Source organism: Rhodococcus sp. IEGM 1381, assembly GCF_030056795.1.
Taxonomy (GTDB): domain Bacteria; phylum Actinomycetota; class Actinomycetes; order Mycobacteriales; family Mycobacteriaceae; genus Rhodococcoides.
Genome location: NZ_JASHKQ010000026.1, coordinates 18,146 through 32,532, shown reverse-complemented (window position 1 = coordinate 32,532; position 14,387 = coordinate 18,146). Strand labels below are relative to the sequence as shown.

The 14,387-nt window shown below is 64.2% G+C and carries 17 protein-coding genes and 1 pseudogene; 9 read left to right on the top strand and 9 right to left on the bottom strand.

Annotated features, from left to right (window positions below):
- Together QM797_RS25800 and QM797_RS25795 are read left to right on the top strand one after the other, a co-directional pair.
- Positions 1–286 (top strand): hypothetical protein (locus QM797_RS25800; RefSeq protein WP_283278579.1); only part of this gene is annotated, 286 nt, incomplete at its 5' end.
- Positions 280–375: pseudogene (locus QM797_RS25795) on the top strand (orotate phosphoribosyltransferase); the annotation flags it as partial. The gene QM797_RS25800 and the pseudogene QM797_RS25795, both read left to right, overlap by 7 nt.
- Positions 376–396: 21 nt before the next feature.
- Here QM797_RS25795 and QM797_RS25790 read toward each other — a convergent pair.
- The 5 genes from QM797_RS25790 to QM797_RS25770 all read right to left on the bottom strand — a co-directional run bounded on the left by QM797_RS25790 (position 397) and on the right by QM797_RS25770 (position 5,493).
- A complete protein-coding gene (locus QM797_RS25790) occupies positions 397–1,005 on the bottom strand; it encodes a class F sortase (protein ID WP_283278577.1) in 609 nt (202 codons plus the stop codon).
- A complete protein-coding gene (locus QM797_RS25785) occupies positions 992–2,863 on the bottom strand; it encodes a hypothetical protein (RefSeq protein ID WP_283278575.1) in 1,872 nt (623 codons plus the stop codon). The genes QM797_RS25790 and QM797_RS25785 overlap by 14 nt, the downstream gene beginning before the upstream one ends.
- Positions 2,864–3,137: 274 nt before the next feature.
- Positions 3,138–4,334: an MFS transporter gene (locus QM797_RS25780; RefSeq protein ID WP_283278586.1), complete on the bottom strand. Its 1,197-nt coding sequence runs from the start codon at positions 4,332–4,334 to the stop codon at positions 3,138–3,140.
- Between the two features lie 26 nt (positions 4,335–4,360).
- Entirely contained in the window at positions 4,361–4,822 is a 462-nt protein-coding gene (locus tag QM797_RS25775) for a MarR family winged helix-turn-helix transcriptional regulator (protein ID WP_283278574.1), read from the bottom strand.
- A 71-nt stretch (positions 4,823–4,893) separates the two neighbouring features.
- A complete protein-coding gene (locus QM797_RS25770; protein WP_283278573.1) occupies positions 4,894–5,493 on the bottom strand; it encodes an Rv1733c family protein in 600 nt (199 codons plus the stop codon).
- Positions 5,494–5,624: 131 nt separating this feature from the next.
- On the opposite strand from QM797_RS25770, the gene QM797_RS25765 reads away from it, so the two are divergent.
- Positions 5,625–6,263: a lysoplasmalogenase family protein gene (locus QM797_RS25765; RefSeq protein ID WP_283278571.1), complete on the top strand. Its 639-nt coding sequence runs from the start codon at positions 5,625–5,627 to the stop codon at positions 6,261–6,263.
- On the opposite strand, the gene QM797_RS25760 is transcribed toward QM797_RS25765, so the two are convergent.
- The gene (locus QM797_RS25760; protein WP_283278569.1) at positions 6,231–6,683 is read right to left on the bottom strand and encodes a hypothetical protein; all 453 of its coding nucleotides are present in this window, start codon (positions 6,681–6,683) and stop codon (positions 6,231–6,233) included. The two genes, QM797_RS25765 and QM797_RS25760, sit on opposite strands and share 33 nt — an antisense overlap.
- Before the next feature lie 89 nt (positions 6,684–6,772).
- On the opposite strand from QM797_RS25760, the gene QM797_RS25755 reads away from it, so the two are divergent.
- The 4 genes from QM797_RS25755 (at position 6,773) to QM797_RS25740 (ending at position 10,185) form a co-directional block, all read left to right on the top strand.
- A complete protein-coding gene (locus QM797_RS25755) occupies positions 6,773–7,561 on the top strand; it encodes an SDR family oxidoreductase (protein ID WP_283278568.1) in 789 nt (262 codons plus the stop codon).
- Between the two features lie 137 nt (positions 7,562–7,698).
- A complete protein-coding gene (locus QM797_RS25750; RefSeq protein ID WP_283278585.1) occupies positions 7,699–8,310 on the top strand; it encodes a DUF6636 domain-containing protein in 612 nt (203 codons plus the stop codon).
- Positions 8,307–8,987 (top strand): TrmH family RNA methyltransferase, encoded by a 681-nt coding sequence (locus QM797_RS25745; protein ID WP_283278567.1) that lies wholly within the window; start codon positions 8,307–8,309, stop codon positions 8,985–8,987. Before QM797_RS25750 ends, QM797_RS25745 begins: the two co-directional genes overlap by 4 nt.
- Positions 8,988–9,048: 61 nt before the next feature.
- The gene (locus QM797_RS25740) at positions 9,049–10,185 is read left to right on the top strand and encodes a glycoside hydrolase family 76 protein (protein ID WP_283278566.1); all 1,137 of its coding nucleotides are present in this window, start codon (positions 9,049–9,051) and stop codon (positions 10,183–10,185) included.
- A gap of 43 nt (positions 10,186–10,228) precedes the next feature.
- Here the strand turns inward: QM797_RS25740 and QM797_RS25735 are convergent, their stop codons facing one another.
- Both QM797_RS25735 and QM797_RS25730 read right to left on the bottom strand, forming a co-directional pair.
- Positions 10,229–10,894 carry a DedA family protein gene (locus tag QM797_RS25735; protein WP_283278583.1) on the bottom strand — a complete coding sequence of 222 codons (666 nt, stop codon included), beginning with the start codon at positions 10,892–10,894 and terminating at the stop codon, positions 10,229–10,231.
- A 73-nt stretch (positions 10,895–10,967) separates the two neighbouring features.
- Complete coding sequence (locus QM797_RS25730) at positions 10,968–11,708, bottom strand: VTT domain-containing protein (protein WP_371833900.1); 741 nt, start codon at positions 11,706–11,708, stop codon at positions 10,968–10,970.
- A 162-nt stretch (positions 11,709–11,870) separates the two neighbouring features.
- Between QM797_RS25730 and fbaA the strand changes: the two genes are divergently transcribed.
- A complete protein-coding gene (gene fbaA, locus QM797_RS25725) occupies positions 11,871–12,911 on the top strand; it encodes a class II fructose-bisphosphate aldolase (protein WP_283278563.1) in 1,041 nt (346 codons plus the stop codon).
- Between the two features lie 55 nt (positions 12,912–12,966).
- Here fbaA and QM797_RS25720 read toward each other — a convergent pair whose 3' ends face one another.
- Entirely contained in the window at positions 12,967–13,779 is an 813-nt protein-coding gene (locus QM797_RS25720; RefSeq protein WP_283278561.1) for an Rv0361 family membrane protein, read from the bottom strand.
- A gap of 148 nt (positions 13,780–13,927) precedes the next feature.
- Between QM797_RS25720 and QM797_RS25715 the strand changes: the two genes are divergently transcribed.
- Positions 13,928–14,344 (top strand): DUF3151 domain-containing protein, encoded by a 417-nt coding sequence (locus QM797_RS25715; protein WP_283278559.1) that lies wholly within the window; start codon positions 13,928–13,930, stop codon positions 14,342–14,344.
- The last annotated feature ends 43 nt before the right edge of the window (positions 14,345–14,387 follow it).

The following is a 14,387-nucleotide window of genomic DNA, read 5'->3' as shown; positions in this document are numbered from 1 at the left end:
GCGCGTCGGCGGCGTAGATGCCTGCCGGTCCGGCACCGACGATGGCGACGCGGAGTGGTCTCGAAGTATTCATGATTTAATCGTACGTATCATGCGCATGAATACAAGGGGTTTGAGCATCTTCACCTGTATGGAACGACTGGTACGGCTGCGCAACCACGATGAAATCTTCGGTTCGTCGCTCGCAGTTCGTGAGATCGGCTTTCCTCTATCTGCCGACGTAACTCGTTATCGCTCAGCTGCCAACCCCTGGGGGCGGGCCGGCGGATCGCTCCGCTCGCCGTGATCGACCGGACGACCGGGGCGGACGAGGTCATTGCCTCCGAGGGGCTCGAATATCGATCCCTGCTCGGCTTGGCATACCTCGGTCTGTAGCCCCGGTCGCAAGATCGCTTGCTAGCGAACCAATTGCGCGACGACGACGAAGTTGTCGTCGGTGGGCTCGCCGCCCTGGACGTCGCAGTTGGCCAGGATCAGTCGACCTGGCACCGACTTGCGAAGTTCGTTATCGGCGAGCAGCGATCCCTTCGGTAGTGGGCCGACCGTTTGGACCGCGTACTCCAGTGTTCCAGTGGCAGTGCGCAATACGACGGTGTCGCCCGGAGCTACCACCCGCAGCGCCTTGAACGGGGCGTCCCGCTTCGAATAATTGTGTCCGGCAACAACTACCGTTTGTTCGGTCGAGGTTCCCGGCATACCGCTCTCGGCCCACCAGGCGGGTAGTTCGTCCACCGGGTTCAGCACCTGGCCGCTCTCGCCGCCGCGGTAGAGCGGATCGGGATAGATGGGGCTGCTCAGATAGGTCGAGCCGTCAGAAGACCGGAGTTCGATGTATTCCGGCTGGGCGGGCGCAACGTCGCTCGCCGGTGCCGCCGCAGAAAGCTGCGACTGCACCGGCGAGCGATCTGGTGCGGCGATCCCGACTTCGTCACTCGCACAACCTGATACGAGTAGGACGAAGGTCAGGATCGCCGTCCACAGCCAGCGGGTACTACGAGGTGGCATCGGAAGAGTTACGGCGACGCAGGTAGAACGCTCCACCCGCTGCCGCTACTACGACCACGCCCACTCCGGCCAGGATCACCGGGGTGTTGGACGAGCTGTCCGATCCGCCCGACGCCTCGTTCGAGGAGTCGCCGAGTGCAAGATCGACCGGCGGCAGATCGCCGGCAACGGTGACGACACCGTTCGCGTCGGTGGTGAAGTAGTCCGCGACGGTGAACGATCCGTCCTCGTTCTTGACGCCGACCAACGAGACACCGGTCTTGTCGACGACGACGGTGGTGTCGTCGACCTCGGTGACCGGAACGTCTTCCTTGACGGTATTGCCGAGATTGATGGTCAAGCTGAACTTCGGTCCACTGGCGGCCAATTCGGCTGCCTCGGCCTTGAGGTCGGCTTCGACCTTGGCCTTGGCGTCGGAGTTGGCCTTTGCCGTTGCTGCTGCGTCCTGAGCGAGCTTCAGCTGTGCCGCGGCATCGGTGGCCTTGACCTTCGCACTGGCTGCCGCGTCGGCCTTGAGCTGTGCCTCGGCCGCCGTAGTTGTCACGGCGGCCTCAGCGTCCAGCACTGCCTGCGCGGCCTTGTCTGCCTCGGCCTGCAACGCTGCGATGTCGGCACCGGACGGCGCTTCGTCGAGTGCTGTCTGAGCAGCTGCTGCCGCCGCGGCCTTCGCGTCCGAATCGACCTTCGCCGCATCGGCCTTGTCGCGAGCATCTGCCGCTGCCTTGCCTGCCTCGGTGTCTTCACCCGCAGCCGCGTCGGCCACAGCCTTCAGGTTCACCGCGTTCTGCTCGGCCATTGCTGCTACTGCAGCGGCGCTCTGGGCCTCGATGTGCAGAGCCAGTGACTTTGCCGCGGTGGCTGCCGCGGCTTGAACTGCTGCCGTTACCTTGGCGAGGTTGAAGTTCTTGAACGAATCCTGAACGGCTTTCACCGAGTCTTGGAGCGCCTTGGTCGACGCATCGGCTTCGACCTTGGCTTCGGCGGCAAGTTCGGCCTTTGCATCGGCATCGATGCGGGCCTGCGCCGCTGCCGCCGCAGCTTCGGGGTCGCCCGCTGCGGCCTTGGCTTCCAAATCTTTGGCCGTTGCTTCGGCGGTCGCTGCCGCGGTGGCTGCGCTGTCCGCGGCCGCTTTGGTCTCGTTTGCCTTGGTCTGCAGTTCGGCAGCAGTGTTCTTGGCTGCGGTCACAGCCGCACTTGCAGCAGCGCTTTGGGTTTTTGCGTTGGTGGAAGCCAGTACGGCGGCCTTCGCCTTGGCATCTGCCTCGGCTGCAGCAACTTCAGCCTTGGTGGCATCGGTGCTCGCTGCGGTGTTGTCGGCATTTGCTTTGTCGAGTCGTACCTGGGCTGCGGCCGATGCTTGGGCGGCGAGCTTGCTGGCTGCTTCGGCGTCGGTGATCGCCTGCTTCTCGGCGTCCGAGAGCTGCGGGATGATATCGAGACTGACTGTCGCGGTGCCGTCGTCGTTCATGACGATGCCGGGCACGATCTGTGGGAGCGGACGGATGTCGGAGGGGGCCGCGGGGGGCGGGACAGCTGCGACGGCTGCAGCAGCGGCAGCGGCATCTTCAGGAGTTACCGCTTGGTTTTCGACCTTGAGTTGCGCGTCGAGGCCGGCCTCTGCGGATCCGTCGACGGAGGTACCAGCTTCACCGGCAGGAGTCTGGGACTCGGATCCCTCGGTGTTTTCGGTTCCCTGATCAGAAGGCTCCTGCTCGACTTCAGAGCTATCCGAGCTACCCGGGGTCTGCTCCTGAGCACTGGCGATTCCCGGTGCGACGATGGAGAGGGACAGTGCCATGGCGGCCCCGGCAGCGGCGAGGCGCGCCTTCTTGGACCTGGCGATCGACTTCTGCGACATGAAGATTGTGGCCTTTCGGTCAGTGGCAGCATCGTGCTGCGCACACTCGTTCTCCCACGCGGAACGAGTGTTGTTGGTGAGTCACACGAACAACCGTGATGACTGGACCGTAAACCAACCGGCCGGTCCATCAAACCGAAATAGGCTTTACCTGAGAATTGGTTATGAAAGTGTTACTCATGAGACTGATGTGACCAGTGGGATCCCGAATAGGGCTCGACGGCCGAGATGCATGATCTCGACCGTCGCGAAAAGGCTTTCGGATGAACGTATTTCAGTCGCCGACCGTCACGGCACGGGCCTCGTCGATGCTGTGCGGTGCAGGTTCGTGGTCGTCGACGTGGGCGAGCACCTTCCGTCCGGTGGCAAGGACGACGATCGCCAGCGCAGTGCACGCGGCACCCACCCAGAACGGAACGTGCATGTTCGATTCGCCCAGCTTGCCTGCCAGGTACGGCGCCGCTGCGCCACCGGTGAAGCGAACGAAGCTGTACGCCGCTGATGCCGTCGACCGCTCGACCGGTGCCGAGATCATGACGGTCTCCGTGATCAGGGTGTTGTTGACGCCGAGGAACAACCCGGCCACGACGGTTCCCACGATCAGCACGGTTTTGTTCTCGGTGAACATCGCCATGACGCCCAGGTCGACGGCGAACAGCAGTAGCGCGAGCATCATCATGTTCAGCGTTCCGAAGGCCCGCTGCAGTTTCGGCGCGACGAACACCGACGCCACGGCCAGGCACAGGCCCCAGCCGAAGAAGATGAAACCGATCGAGTAGGTGCCCATGTCCAGCGGAAACGGTGTGTAGGCGAGCAGGGTGAAGAAGCCGTAGTTGTAGAGCAGCGCGGTGATGCCGACGGTCAGCAATCCGCGGTGCCGGAGCGCGCGAAACGGGTCGAGAATCGACGTGGTGTGCGCCGGCTTCGGGGTGTCCGGGAGCATGACGATGAGCAGAATGAACGCGACGGCCATGAGGACGGCGACACCGAAGAACGGTCCACGCCAGCTGAACCCGCCCAGGACACCGCCGACGAGGGGACCGGTCGCGATGCCGATACCCAGCGCGGCCTCGTAGAGGATGATCGCGCGAGCGACTCCGCCCGACGCCGCGCCGACGATGGTCGACAACGCCGTGGCGATGAACAGCGCGTTGCCCAGTCCCCAGCCTGCGCGGAAGCCGATGATCTCGCCGACCGATCCGGACGTGCCGGCCAGAGCGGCGAAGACGACGATTATTGCCAGGCCGACCAGCAGGGTGCGCTTCGGGCCGAAGCGGCTGGACACCACTCCGGTGATCAGCATCGCGACGCCGGTGACGAGCATGTAGCTGGTGAACAGCAGCGACACCTGGGACGGCGAGGCATCGAGTTGCTCACCGATCGGCTTGAGGATGGGGTCCACGAGGCCGATGCCCATGAAGGCGATTACGCTGGCGAAGGCGACAGCCCATACCGCGCGCGGTTGCTTCATGAGGCTGTCGGAGGAGGTGCTGGCGGTCACGAAAGAGTTCCTCTCAATCCGTGATCGACGGGCTCGAGAATGCTGCGAAGCTCGCTCAAGCCGTCGGTCAGTTTCTGGATCTGTTCTGGGTCGCGGTCGGACAGGTACGGGACCAGTCCGTCGACGAGGTGGCGTCGACCGTCGGCGAGCCAACGATGGCCGGCCTCGGTCATCTCGACGAGCACTGCGCGCGAGTCGTCGGGGTCGGATCGTCTGGTGACGAGGTCGGCGTTGCTCAGCTTGGCGAGCAACGCCGTCGCCGACGGTTGGGAGCATCGATCCAGCTCGGCGAAGGTGCTGATGCGCAGTGGCTGATACTCCTCGAGCAACGACAGGGCTCGCATCCACGCTCGCGGCCATTCGTCGCTGCCGAACCGGGCGGCCAATCGGACGAAGCGCGACGAGCTGGTGACCAGCTGCGAGAGGAGGTCCCGGATGTCTTCGTCGGAGTGGCTCACGGATTTATTGTTACATACACTAACTATCTATCGCAACGCGGGCCTTACGCCCGATGCACATAGGGGGCGAGTCAGTGTCGGCTCAGGAGATCGGCGATGTCGCGATCCCACTCCGCGTTACGTCGACCGTCGTACCGGAAGCACATCAGGTGGTAGAAGCCGATGAGACCTACCGCGGCCAGCACCCAGCTACCTAGTGCATTGAAGATGGACGCGGCGACGACGTCCGACGACGTCAGTGGTCGCAAGCTCAGGTTGCCGCTGTTGTCGACCCAGATCGGGGTGGTGGTGCCGGCCGGAGAACCGGTGTCGACGCTGACGCGCCCGGTGTGCTCGACGCCCCGGTAGACCCAGCGCGAGTCGACGGCGGTGGCAGCTGCGGCCCCGGACGAGCCGAACTCGGTCGATGCAACGGACGTCGTCTCGGCAGTGGCCGTCGTGGTTGCGGTGACCTGGTGGATCGAGCTGCTCTGATTTTCCAGGCGCTGTTGCTGATCGGCATGGGCGCTCAGCCCGATCCACAGCGACACCGGAATCATGACGATCAGCAGCGCGGTGACCCAGTGCTTGATGCGGGCCTGACGGACGTCGCAGTCGCGGAGCAACGGGTTGGGGTAGCCCGAGAGGTCAGTGTGTGCCGAGCGGGCCTGCCCGGTGAGTTTGCGGCGCATGATGGTCCCCACTACCTCGAAATGATTCCGACCGACCTTTCCACGATGACGACGCGACCTGCGAGTATCAAGCACTAGGGGTCAGCGTCACATGTGATGTCGGTTGTGATGGGTTCGGTGGAAGGAGTGGGATGACAGTCGACCGGGTGCGGCGTGCCCGCGCTGCTGCTCTTGTCGCCGGGGCCGTGACGGCGGTCGGAGCCTGGGCCGGCTCGACGCAGCTGCAACGCATCGCCAAGCCGCTGATCGTTCCGGCGTTGGCGACCGGGCTCGATCCGGCCCGCGACCGAGTGCTGTTGGCCGGTCTCGTCGCGGCGACCGCCGGTGATGTTCTGTTGATCGATCCCGACGACGATTCCGCTCTGGAATGGGGCGCGCGTGCGTTCGCGGTGATGCAGGGAAGTTATACCTGTCTGCTTCTTCGCCGGGGTGCGCGACCGACATTGATCGACGCGATTCCGAGGTACGCCGGATGGGCGGCCGCGGCGGTGCTCCTCGCCCGACGGCAGCCGGCGGTGGCATCGACCCTGTCGGCGTACGGAGCGGTGCTGGCAACCACGTCGACGCTTTCTGCCGTTTCCCTGGCACGCGGCGGCGATCGACGGCTGATGATCGGCGGCACGTTGTTCACTGCATCCGATGCGCTGATCGTGTTCCGTCGACTGTTCCTGACCGGTGACCGTCAGCGGCGGACCGCCGAGGCGATCATCCTGGCGACGTACGTAGCGGCGCAGGTCCTACTCGTCGAGGCTTTGCGGTCGGGGCAGTAGCAGCACCCGTTCACGATGGGCCGGGTCGACGCGGACCGCGATCACCGTCCCCGGCTCGAACCGGGCGGTGTCGGAATCAGGGATGTCGTAGACGATCTTGCCGAAGTAGCTGCTCGAGCCCGGCACGGTGAATTCCAGGTCCAGCTCGGCAGTGTCGTCATCGATCCGGCGGATGGCATCCACCGTCGCCCACCCTTCGACGCCGTGCTCGATCAGTTGCTTCTGCTCACGCGTCGGGCGTCCGGCGATCATCATCGCCAGGCCGAGTGCCGCGCCGAATCCGGCAACCAGGGCGGCGAGCTGGTACGGAAGCGTTCCGGGCGGCGTTCGAGGGTTGAGCCAGCCGATCCATACCGCCAGCACGACCGCATACACGATCGTCACGATGACGACGGCACGCACGATTCTCGCGTTGCTCACTTCGACACTCCTGGGCCGCCCACAGCGGTGGTTCGATATTCGACGATAGGGGGTTACCGGTAAGTAGGGTTACATGTACGGTGTTCGATGTGACTCGACCAACTGTCTTCATCTCAGGCGCAGCAGCAGGTATCGGCCGCGCAACTGCTCTCAAGTTCGCAGCCAGTGGCTACCTCGTCGGTGCGTACGACATCGACGAGACGGGCTTGGCATCACTCGGCAAGGAAGCTGCCTCGCTCAGCGGCCGTGTAGTTACCGGCATCTTGGATGTAACCAACTCCGACCAGTGGGAAACCCGGTTGAAGGAGTTCGTCGGGGAGGGCGATGGTCGACTCGACATTCTGATCAACAACGCCGGAATTCTGGCCGCGGGTGCCTTCGAGGACATGCCGCTGTCGGTGCACCGTCGTCAGATCGACATCAACTTCAACGGGGTCATCTACGGCACCCTCGCAGCCTTTCCCTACCTGAAGGACACCGCGGGCGCGCAGGTCGTCAACATGTGCTCCGCCTCGGCCATCTACGGTCAGCCCGAGTTGGTGACCTACGGCGCGTCCAAGTTCGCGGTGCGCGGCGTCACCGAGGCGTTGGATCTCGAGTGGAGCAAGTACGACATCTCGGTCAAGGCCATGTGGCCGTTGTTCGTCCAGACAGCGATGACCCAGGGCGTCTCGACGGGCACCACGAGCTCGTTGGGTATCAAGCTCACCGTGAAAGATGTGTCCGACGCGATCTTCGACGCGACGCGTCCGGTGAAGCGTCGGTTGCACAAGGTGCATTTCCCGGTCGGCTTGCCTTCCAAGGCGCTCTCGCTCGGCTCACGCTTCTCGCCCGCGTGGCTCACTCGTGAGGTCAACCGGCGCCTGAGCCACACCTAGGACTTTTCGTCGAACGATGCGGGCGGCACGCCGGTATCGTCGGTCTTTCGAGCAATCGGTGTCGAAAGGTGGGTCGGGGTTTCTTCATGCTGAGCACGTGTGGTTCGGGCAGGTTGGGTTCGGGCAGGTCCAGAAGAATTCGTTCGGTGCGAGGTTGGCTGGTCGGGATCGGGGCGGCCACGGCTCTCGTTCTCTCCGGTTGTAGCGGTGAGTCCGCGGCTGCGCCCCCACCGCCGACGTCGACCACGACGCCTGCGCCGACGACGACAACTGCGCCCACCACTACCGTCGCCCCGGCGACGACAACCGAGCTTCCGCTCCCTCCGCCTCCGCCGCCGGCCGAACCACCGCCCACCGCCGAACCGCAGACGACGTATGCGGCCATCGGGGGTGCGTACTACTTCAGTTCTCCGGACGGTCTGTTCCAGTGCGGCATCGTGCCGTTGTCGAGCCGTACCGAGGCCGGATGTCAGGGCACCACCAACCCGGTTCCGCCACGGCCGGACGATTGTATGATCAACTGGGGCAACGGAATTCGAGTCACCAACGATGGGCCCGCGGCATTCATGTGTTCGGGCGGAGTGGTGTACACCTCGGGCGGCGAAACGATCGATCCACCGTTGGCTGTGGGCGCTACCATCGCCGAGGCCGGCTTCACCTGCACATCCGCAGAGAACGGCATCTCGTGCGTCGACGATGCAACCGGCCACGGATTCCGCATCGCACCGGACAGCAACGAAGTCTATTGAGCGACGACAGTAGTTCTCCGCCGGAAGACCTCGGTCCCACCGAATGGGGTGAGAACCCGAACGGCGTCGGGCCCTGGGCCGATTCCCACTCCGAACCACCGCCCGACGATCCACGGTTGGATCCCGAGCTTCTCGCCGGTGGCGACCGCCGCAACGTCGTCGACGCCTACCGTTACTGGCGGCGCGAGGCCATCGTCGAAGACATCGACACTCGACGCCACTCGCTGCACGTCGCTATCGAGAACTTCACCAACGACGCGAACATCGGCACGGTCGTGCGCACGGCGAATGCATTCGCCGCCCAGGCTGTGCACATCGTCGGGCGACGTCGATGGAACCGCCGCGGTGCCATGGTCACCGACCGCTACCAGCATCTGCATCACCACGATTCGGTGGAGGCTTTGATGGCGTACGCCGCCGAGCAGGGCCTCGTGGTCGTCGCCGTCGACAACACCCCAGGATCGGTACCGATCGAGACTGCCGAGCTGCCGCGAGAGTGCCTGCTTCTGTTCGGCCAAGAGGGGCCGGGCGTCACCGACGGTGCCCGCGAATCGTCGTCGATGACGGTATCGATCGCCCAGTTCGGTTCCACACGCAGCATCAATGCAGGTGTCGCCGCTGGTATTGCCATGCATGCATGGATTCGGCAGCATGCCGACCTCGACACTGCCTGGTGACAGCGCGCTGATCCGGGGCGGGATGTAACGAATCAGCAACGGTAGTGGCAGGATCTTCGGTATGCAGGAGTTGTGGTCGCAGCGTGCGGACGCTGCGGAGGGGGCCGTCGTCGCGCGGCACATGCGTCGGCTGTGGGGGCTGCCCGGTACGACGCTCGGAGTCGTGGCCTGGCCTCCGGTCAGCCGTGAACGGTTGTTCCTGCGTTGGCACTACTGGTGGCAGGCCCATCTGCTCGACTGTGCGATCGATGCCGCCGATCGCGAACTCACTCCCAAGCGCCGTCGCAGACTGAACAAGATCACCCGAGCGCATCGCACCCGCAACATCAGCGGATGGACCAACAATTACTACGACGACATGGCCTGGCTCGGGCTGGCACTCGAACGCGCACAGCGGCAGCACTTCGTCGGCAATCGCGGTGGGATCCAGCAGATCGAGATGGAATTGTTCGACGCCTGGGCTCCGGCCGAGGGCGGCGGCATCCCGTGGCGCAAGAAGGACGACTTCCACAACGCCCCGGCCAACGGTCCGGCCGCGATCATGCTCGCGCGTACCGGTCGACTGTGGCGGGCCCAGGAGATGTCGGACTGGATGAATCGGACTCTGCGGGACCCGCGAACGGGTTTGATCGTCGACGGAGTGCACTCAACTCGCGCGATCGTCGACGCGGGCGAACAGGGCGAGGTGGAACGTGCGATCTACAGCTACTGCCAGGGGGTCACGCTCGGCCTCGAGACCGAACTCGCGGTTCGACTCGGCGAACGCAGACATGCAAAGCGAGTCCACGCTCTGGTCGACGCCGTGGAGAACCATCTGACCCGCAACCTCGTCATCACCGGCGGCGGCGGGGGAGACGGTGGCCTGTTCAACTCCATCCTGGCGCGCTACCTGGCCGTGGTTGCGGTGGAGCTGCCCGGAGACTCCGACGCCGACAATGATGCTCGCGAACTCGCCGCGGCGATCGTGCTGAACTCGGCCGAGGCCGCGTGGGAAAACCGACTCGAGGTGGAAGACAACCCGCTGTTCGGAGCCGACTGGACCCGCGAAGCGCGATTCCCGGGCCAGGGACTGCACATCGCCACCTTCGCCGAGGGCACGGTCCGACCGTCCGACGTACCCGAGCGAGATCTGTCGGTCCAACTCGGCGGCTGGATGCTGATGGAAGCCGCCTACCGCGTCTCGGCTGCAGGGTTCTAGGTCGTTCCGCAGGCTCCACTCCCGCCGGGTTCTAGGTCGTTCCCTACTCGACGACCTCTTCGACCTCGATGGCCTCTTCGGGCCGAGCCATTTCTTTGCGGTACTGCCAGATACCGAGCCCGGTTCCGACGACGAGCAGCACGATCATGCTGATCAGGACGAAAGGCATCAGCCACGGGATGCCTTCGATGAACGAGCCGAAGTAGAACCCGATCAGCAGCAACACCGGAGCCCAGATGATTGCGCCGAGGGTGCTGGCGATCGTGTACTTGCGGTGATCCATCTTCGCGGCACCGGCAACCAGTGGGCACAGTGTGCGCACCCAGGGAATCCAGCGCGCAACGAGCACCGCCCAGAATCCGTGCTTCTCGAGCAGCAGATTCACCTTGTGCAGGTTCTTGGTGTTGAGGTACTTGCCATTTTTTCGGGCCACCAGCGTCGAGCCGGTTCGGTGGCCGATCATGTACCCCACCTGGTTGCCCGCGATTGCGGCCACCATCGCACCGACCGAGAGTGCCCAGATGTGCCCGGTGCCCGACGCGTGCGTCGCCATGACGATGCCCGCTGTGATCAGCATCGAATCCCCGGGTAGGAACAGGCCGATGATCACTGCGCATTCGATGAACACGAAAGCCATCACGACGACCCACACGACGAGGGGGCCCGCCGTCTGGAGTGGACCGAAGCTACCGGCTGCTTGCGTGGACACGTCCTGCAGCGCCGATGCGCTCAGAGTGGTGGTAATCGAATGCACAGGCTCGATCACTTTCGGAAGATCTCTATCAGGACTTGGTGTCCGGGGCGTCGGCCTCGATCGCGTCGGCTGCCTCGCCGAGCGGAGTCTTACGGGCCCTGATCATTCGCTTGCCGACCTCGATGACGATGGGCAGTACGGAGACGGCCACGATGATCAGGAAGATGATGTCGACGTGCTCGCGGATGAACGCGATCTGCCCGAGCAGGTACCCCAACACCGTCACGCCCGCGCCCCAGAGGATGCCGCCGACGACGTTGTAGGTGAGGAACAGCGAGTACTTCATGTGCGACGCACCGGCGACGACCGGAGCAAATGTCCGCACGATCGGAACGAAGCGCGCAAGGATGATGGTGATCGGACCGTGCTTCTCGAAGAACAGGTGCGACTCGTCGATGTATTTCTTCTTGAAGAATCGCGCGTCGTTGCTCTTGAAGAGAGCGGCACCGCCCTTGGTTCCGATGAGGAAGCCGACCTGATCGCCGAGAATCGCCGCGATCGGAATGAGGATGACGAGCGTCCAGATCGATGCGAACGGCTCGATCTCGGTGGACTTCGACGCTGCGATCAACCCGGCCGTGAAGAGCAAGGAATCGCCTGGTAGCAGCGGGAACAGTAGGCCCGACTCGATGAACACCACCAGCAGGAGCCCGATGAGCACCCAGTGCCCGAAAGAGTTGAGCAGGTTCACCGGGTCGAGGAATCCAGGTAACAGGGCCAGATTGGTCGTCACCGATTCCGAGGCAGCTAGAAGACTCACCGCGCCCACACTACCGGCCGAAACTGGCAACTCCTGAACAGTTGGTGACGCGCGACCATGAATAGGACGACGCTTCGCGGCCCCTGCAAGAGCGGGTATGCACGACACCCGGGCCCGGTAGTTGCCATACTGCACGGGACACAATCGAACTTTCAATGGAGGAATGACGCCGTGCCTATCGCAACTCCCGAGGTCTACGCCGAGATGCTGGGCCGGGCGAAGGAACACAAGTTCGCTTTTCCGGCAATCAACTGTGTGGGTTCCGAGTCCATCAACGCCGCCATCAAGGGATTCGCCGACGCGGGTAGCGACGGCATCATCCAGTTCTCGACCGGTGGTGCCGAGTTCGGCTCCGGGCTCGGTATCAAGGACATGGTCGTCGGTGCCGTGGCGCTCGCCGAGTTCGCACATGTGATCGCCGCCAAGTACGACGTCACCATCGCTCTGCACACCGACCACTGCCCCAAGGACAAGCTGGACACGTACGTGCGTCCGCTGATCGCGATCTCGCAGGAACGCGTCGACGCAGGCAAGAACCCGCTGTTCCAGTCGCACATGTGGGACGGCTCGGCCATCCCGATCGACGAGAACCTCGAGATCGCCAAGGATCTGCTCGCCCGCGCTGCGGCTGCGAACATCATTCTCGAGGTGGAGATCGGTGTCGTCGGCGGCGAGGAAGACGGTGTCGAGGCCGAGATCAACGACAAGCTCTACACCTCGAACGAAGACTTCCTCAAGACCGTCGAGGCGCTCGGTGCAGGGGACGCGGGCTCGCGGTACCTGCTGGCGGCCACCTTCGGCAACGTGCACGGCGTGTACAAGCCGGGCAACGTCAAGCTCAAGCCTTCCGTGCTCGCCGACGGCCAGAAGGTGGCGACGGAGAAGCTCGGTCTGGCATCGGGTTCCAAGCCGTTCGATTTCGTCTTCCACGGCGGATCGGGCTCGGCGAAGAGCGAGATCGACGAGGCCCTCGAATACGGCGTCGTGAAGATGAACGTCGACACCGACACCCAGTACGCGTTCAGCCGTCCCATCGCCGGGCACTTCTTCTCCAACTACGACGGTGTGCTGAAGGTGGACGGCGAGGTCGGCAACAAGAAGGCATACGACCCGCGCAGCTACCTCAAGAAGGCCGAGGCCGGCATGACGGCCCGTGTCGTCGAGGCGTGCAACGACCTCAAGTCCGCCGGCCGCAGCGTGAGTGCCGGCTAGCCGGCAGTGGTGTGGATAAGTGCCCCTTGTGGCACTTGCCCGCGCCACTGCAGCGTCAGCTGCACACCTTCCACTGATCGCCTTCCAGGCGTAGGTCGAAGGTGCGCGGCGACCGATCGTTGGGATTGGCGTCGGTGTGCGCGATCACCTGCGCGATCGCGGTGGTGGCGTCGGTGACCTGAATGGCGTCGATGCTGTCGACCGTCGGGATACTGCCCTGTTCGACGGAGACGCGGTGGACGTCGGCGAACTCGGCGTCTGGGATGTCGCGGTAAAAGGTCGCCAGGTCGCCGCACGAAGTGCTGCGGAGCGTGGCCAGGTCACCGGTGGCCAGCGCTCTGGTGAACGATTCGACGGTCGACCGGATCTGCGCTTCCGGTGAGTTGTCCTCGCTCGTGCGGTCGATCAGCAGGTATGCCCCAGCGGCAACCGCTGCGATTACGACCACCGCGGCCACCAGTGCCGCCCACCAATTCTTGTGGCTCGGCTTCCGTGGCTCCGCGGGCGGCGGTCCGACGCGCTGGGGAACTGCCTGCTTGGCACCGACCTGCTTCACACCGACCTGCTGTGGCTCGATCTTGCGGGGCCCGACCGGTGGCGGCGCCACTGCCGGCGCTTTCCGTTCTGCCGCAACAGCTTTCTCCTCTGCCGCAACAGCTTTCGAGGAACCAGCTCCGGTGTTTCGCGGCGGAATACGACGCGGTGCCGCGATCGGTTTCGCGACCGGTGCCGCCCGTTCGTCCGCGGGCGGCGTGACAACCTTCTCGGTGCTGGAATTCTCTGTCGGTGCTGCCAGTTTCTTCGTCAGCTCGATTTTCTCGGTGGCGGCGTCGGCCTCGGAGGGCGCATTCTTCTTTTCGTCCGGCATGCGTTCTCCCTCGTTCACCGAATTCTCGCAAGAGCGGTATGTCTGAAATTTCGTCAGCTGGCAGCCTATCGACCGTCTCCGCAGCTCGACGCGAGCGATGCGGGGGTGTTCGGACACGATTCGGTGACGTAGGGGCACAATGAGCGCCATGACTTCTTTCGGTGATCTGCTCGGACCCCAACCCACACTGTTGCCCGGCGACGACGAGGCCGAATCCGCACTGCTCAATCACGAGGCCCCCGAGACGGTCGCAGCTGCGCATCCGACGGCGTCCATCGCGTGGGCATATCTCGCCGAGGGCGCGCTCGAATCGGGTGCCACCATCACCGCGTACGCCTATGCGCGTACCGGATATCACCGAGGTCTGGACCAGTTGCGTCGTAATGGATGGAAGGGATTCGGGCCGGTCCCGTACAGCCATGAGCCCAACCGCGGATTCCTCCGATGCGTCGCAGTCCTCGCCAAAGCCGCCCGCGACATCAACGAGAGCGACGAGTACGCCCGCTGCCTCGACCTCCTCGAAGACTGTGACCCCAAGGCAGCAGAAGCGCTCGGCCTGGGCTGATCGGGCCCGCGCCAGCCGGGCGCGAGGCCGGACCCGGCTGAAG

Excerpts from the sequence above, each read along its gene's own strand:
- QM797_RS25770 (WP_283278573.1), bottom strand. The coding sequence starts at position 5,493 with ATGCGCCGCAAACTCACCGGGCAGGCCCGCTCGGCACACACTGACCTC.
- QM797_RS25785 (WP_283278575.1), bottom strand. The coding sequence starts at position 2,863 with ATGTCGCAGAAGTCGATCGCCAGGTCCAAGAAGGCGCGCCTCGCCGCT.
- QM797_RS25740 (WP_283278566.1), top strand. The coding sequence starts at position 9,049 with ATGCAGGAGTTGTGGTCGCAGCGTGCGGACGCTGCGGAGGGGGCCGTC.
- QM797_RS25720 (WP_283278561.1), bottom strand. The coding sequence starts at position 13,779 with ATGCCGGACGAAAAGAAGAATGCGCCCTCCGAGGCCGACGCCGCCACC.
- QM797_RS25790 (WP_283278577.1), bottom strand. The coding sequence starts at position 1,005 with ATGCCACCTCGTAGTACCCGCTGGCTGTGGACGGCGATCCTGACCTTC.
- QM797_RS25715 (WP_283278559.1), top strand. The coding sequence starts at position 13,928 with ATGACTTCTTTCGGTGATCTGCTCGGACCCCAACCCACACTGTTGCCC.
- QM797_RS25765 (WP_283278571.1), top strand. The coding sequence starts at position 5,625 with ATGACAGTCGACCGGGTGCGGCGTGCCCGCGCTGCTGCTCTTGTCGCC.
- QM797_RS25780 (WP_283278586.1), bottom strand. The coding sequence starts at position 4,334 with ATGAAGCAACCGCGCGCGGTATGGGCTGTCGCCTTCGCCAGCGTAATC.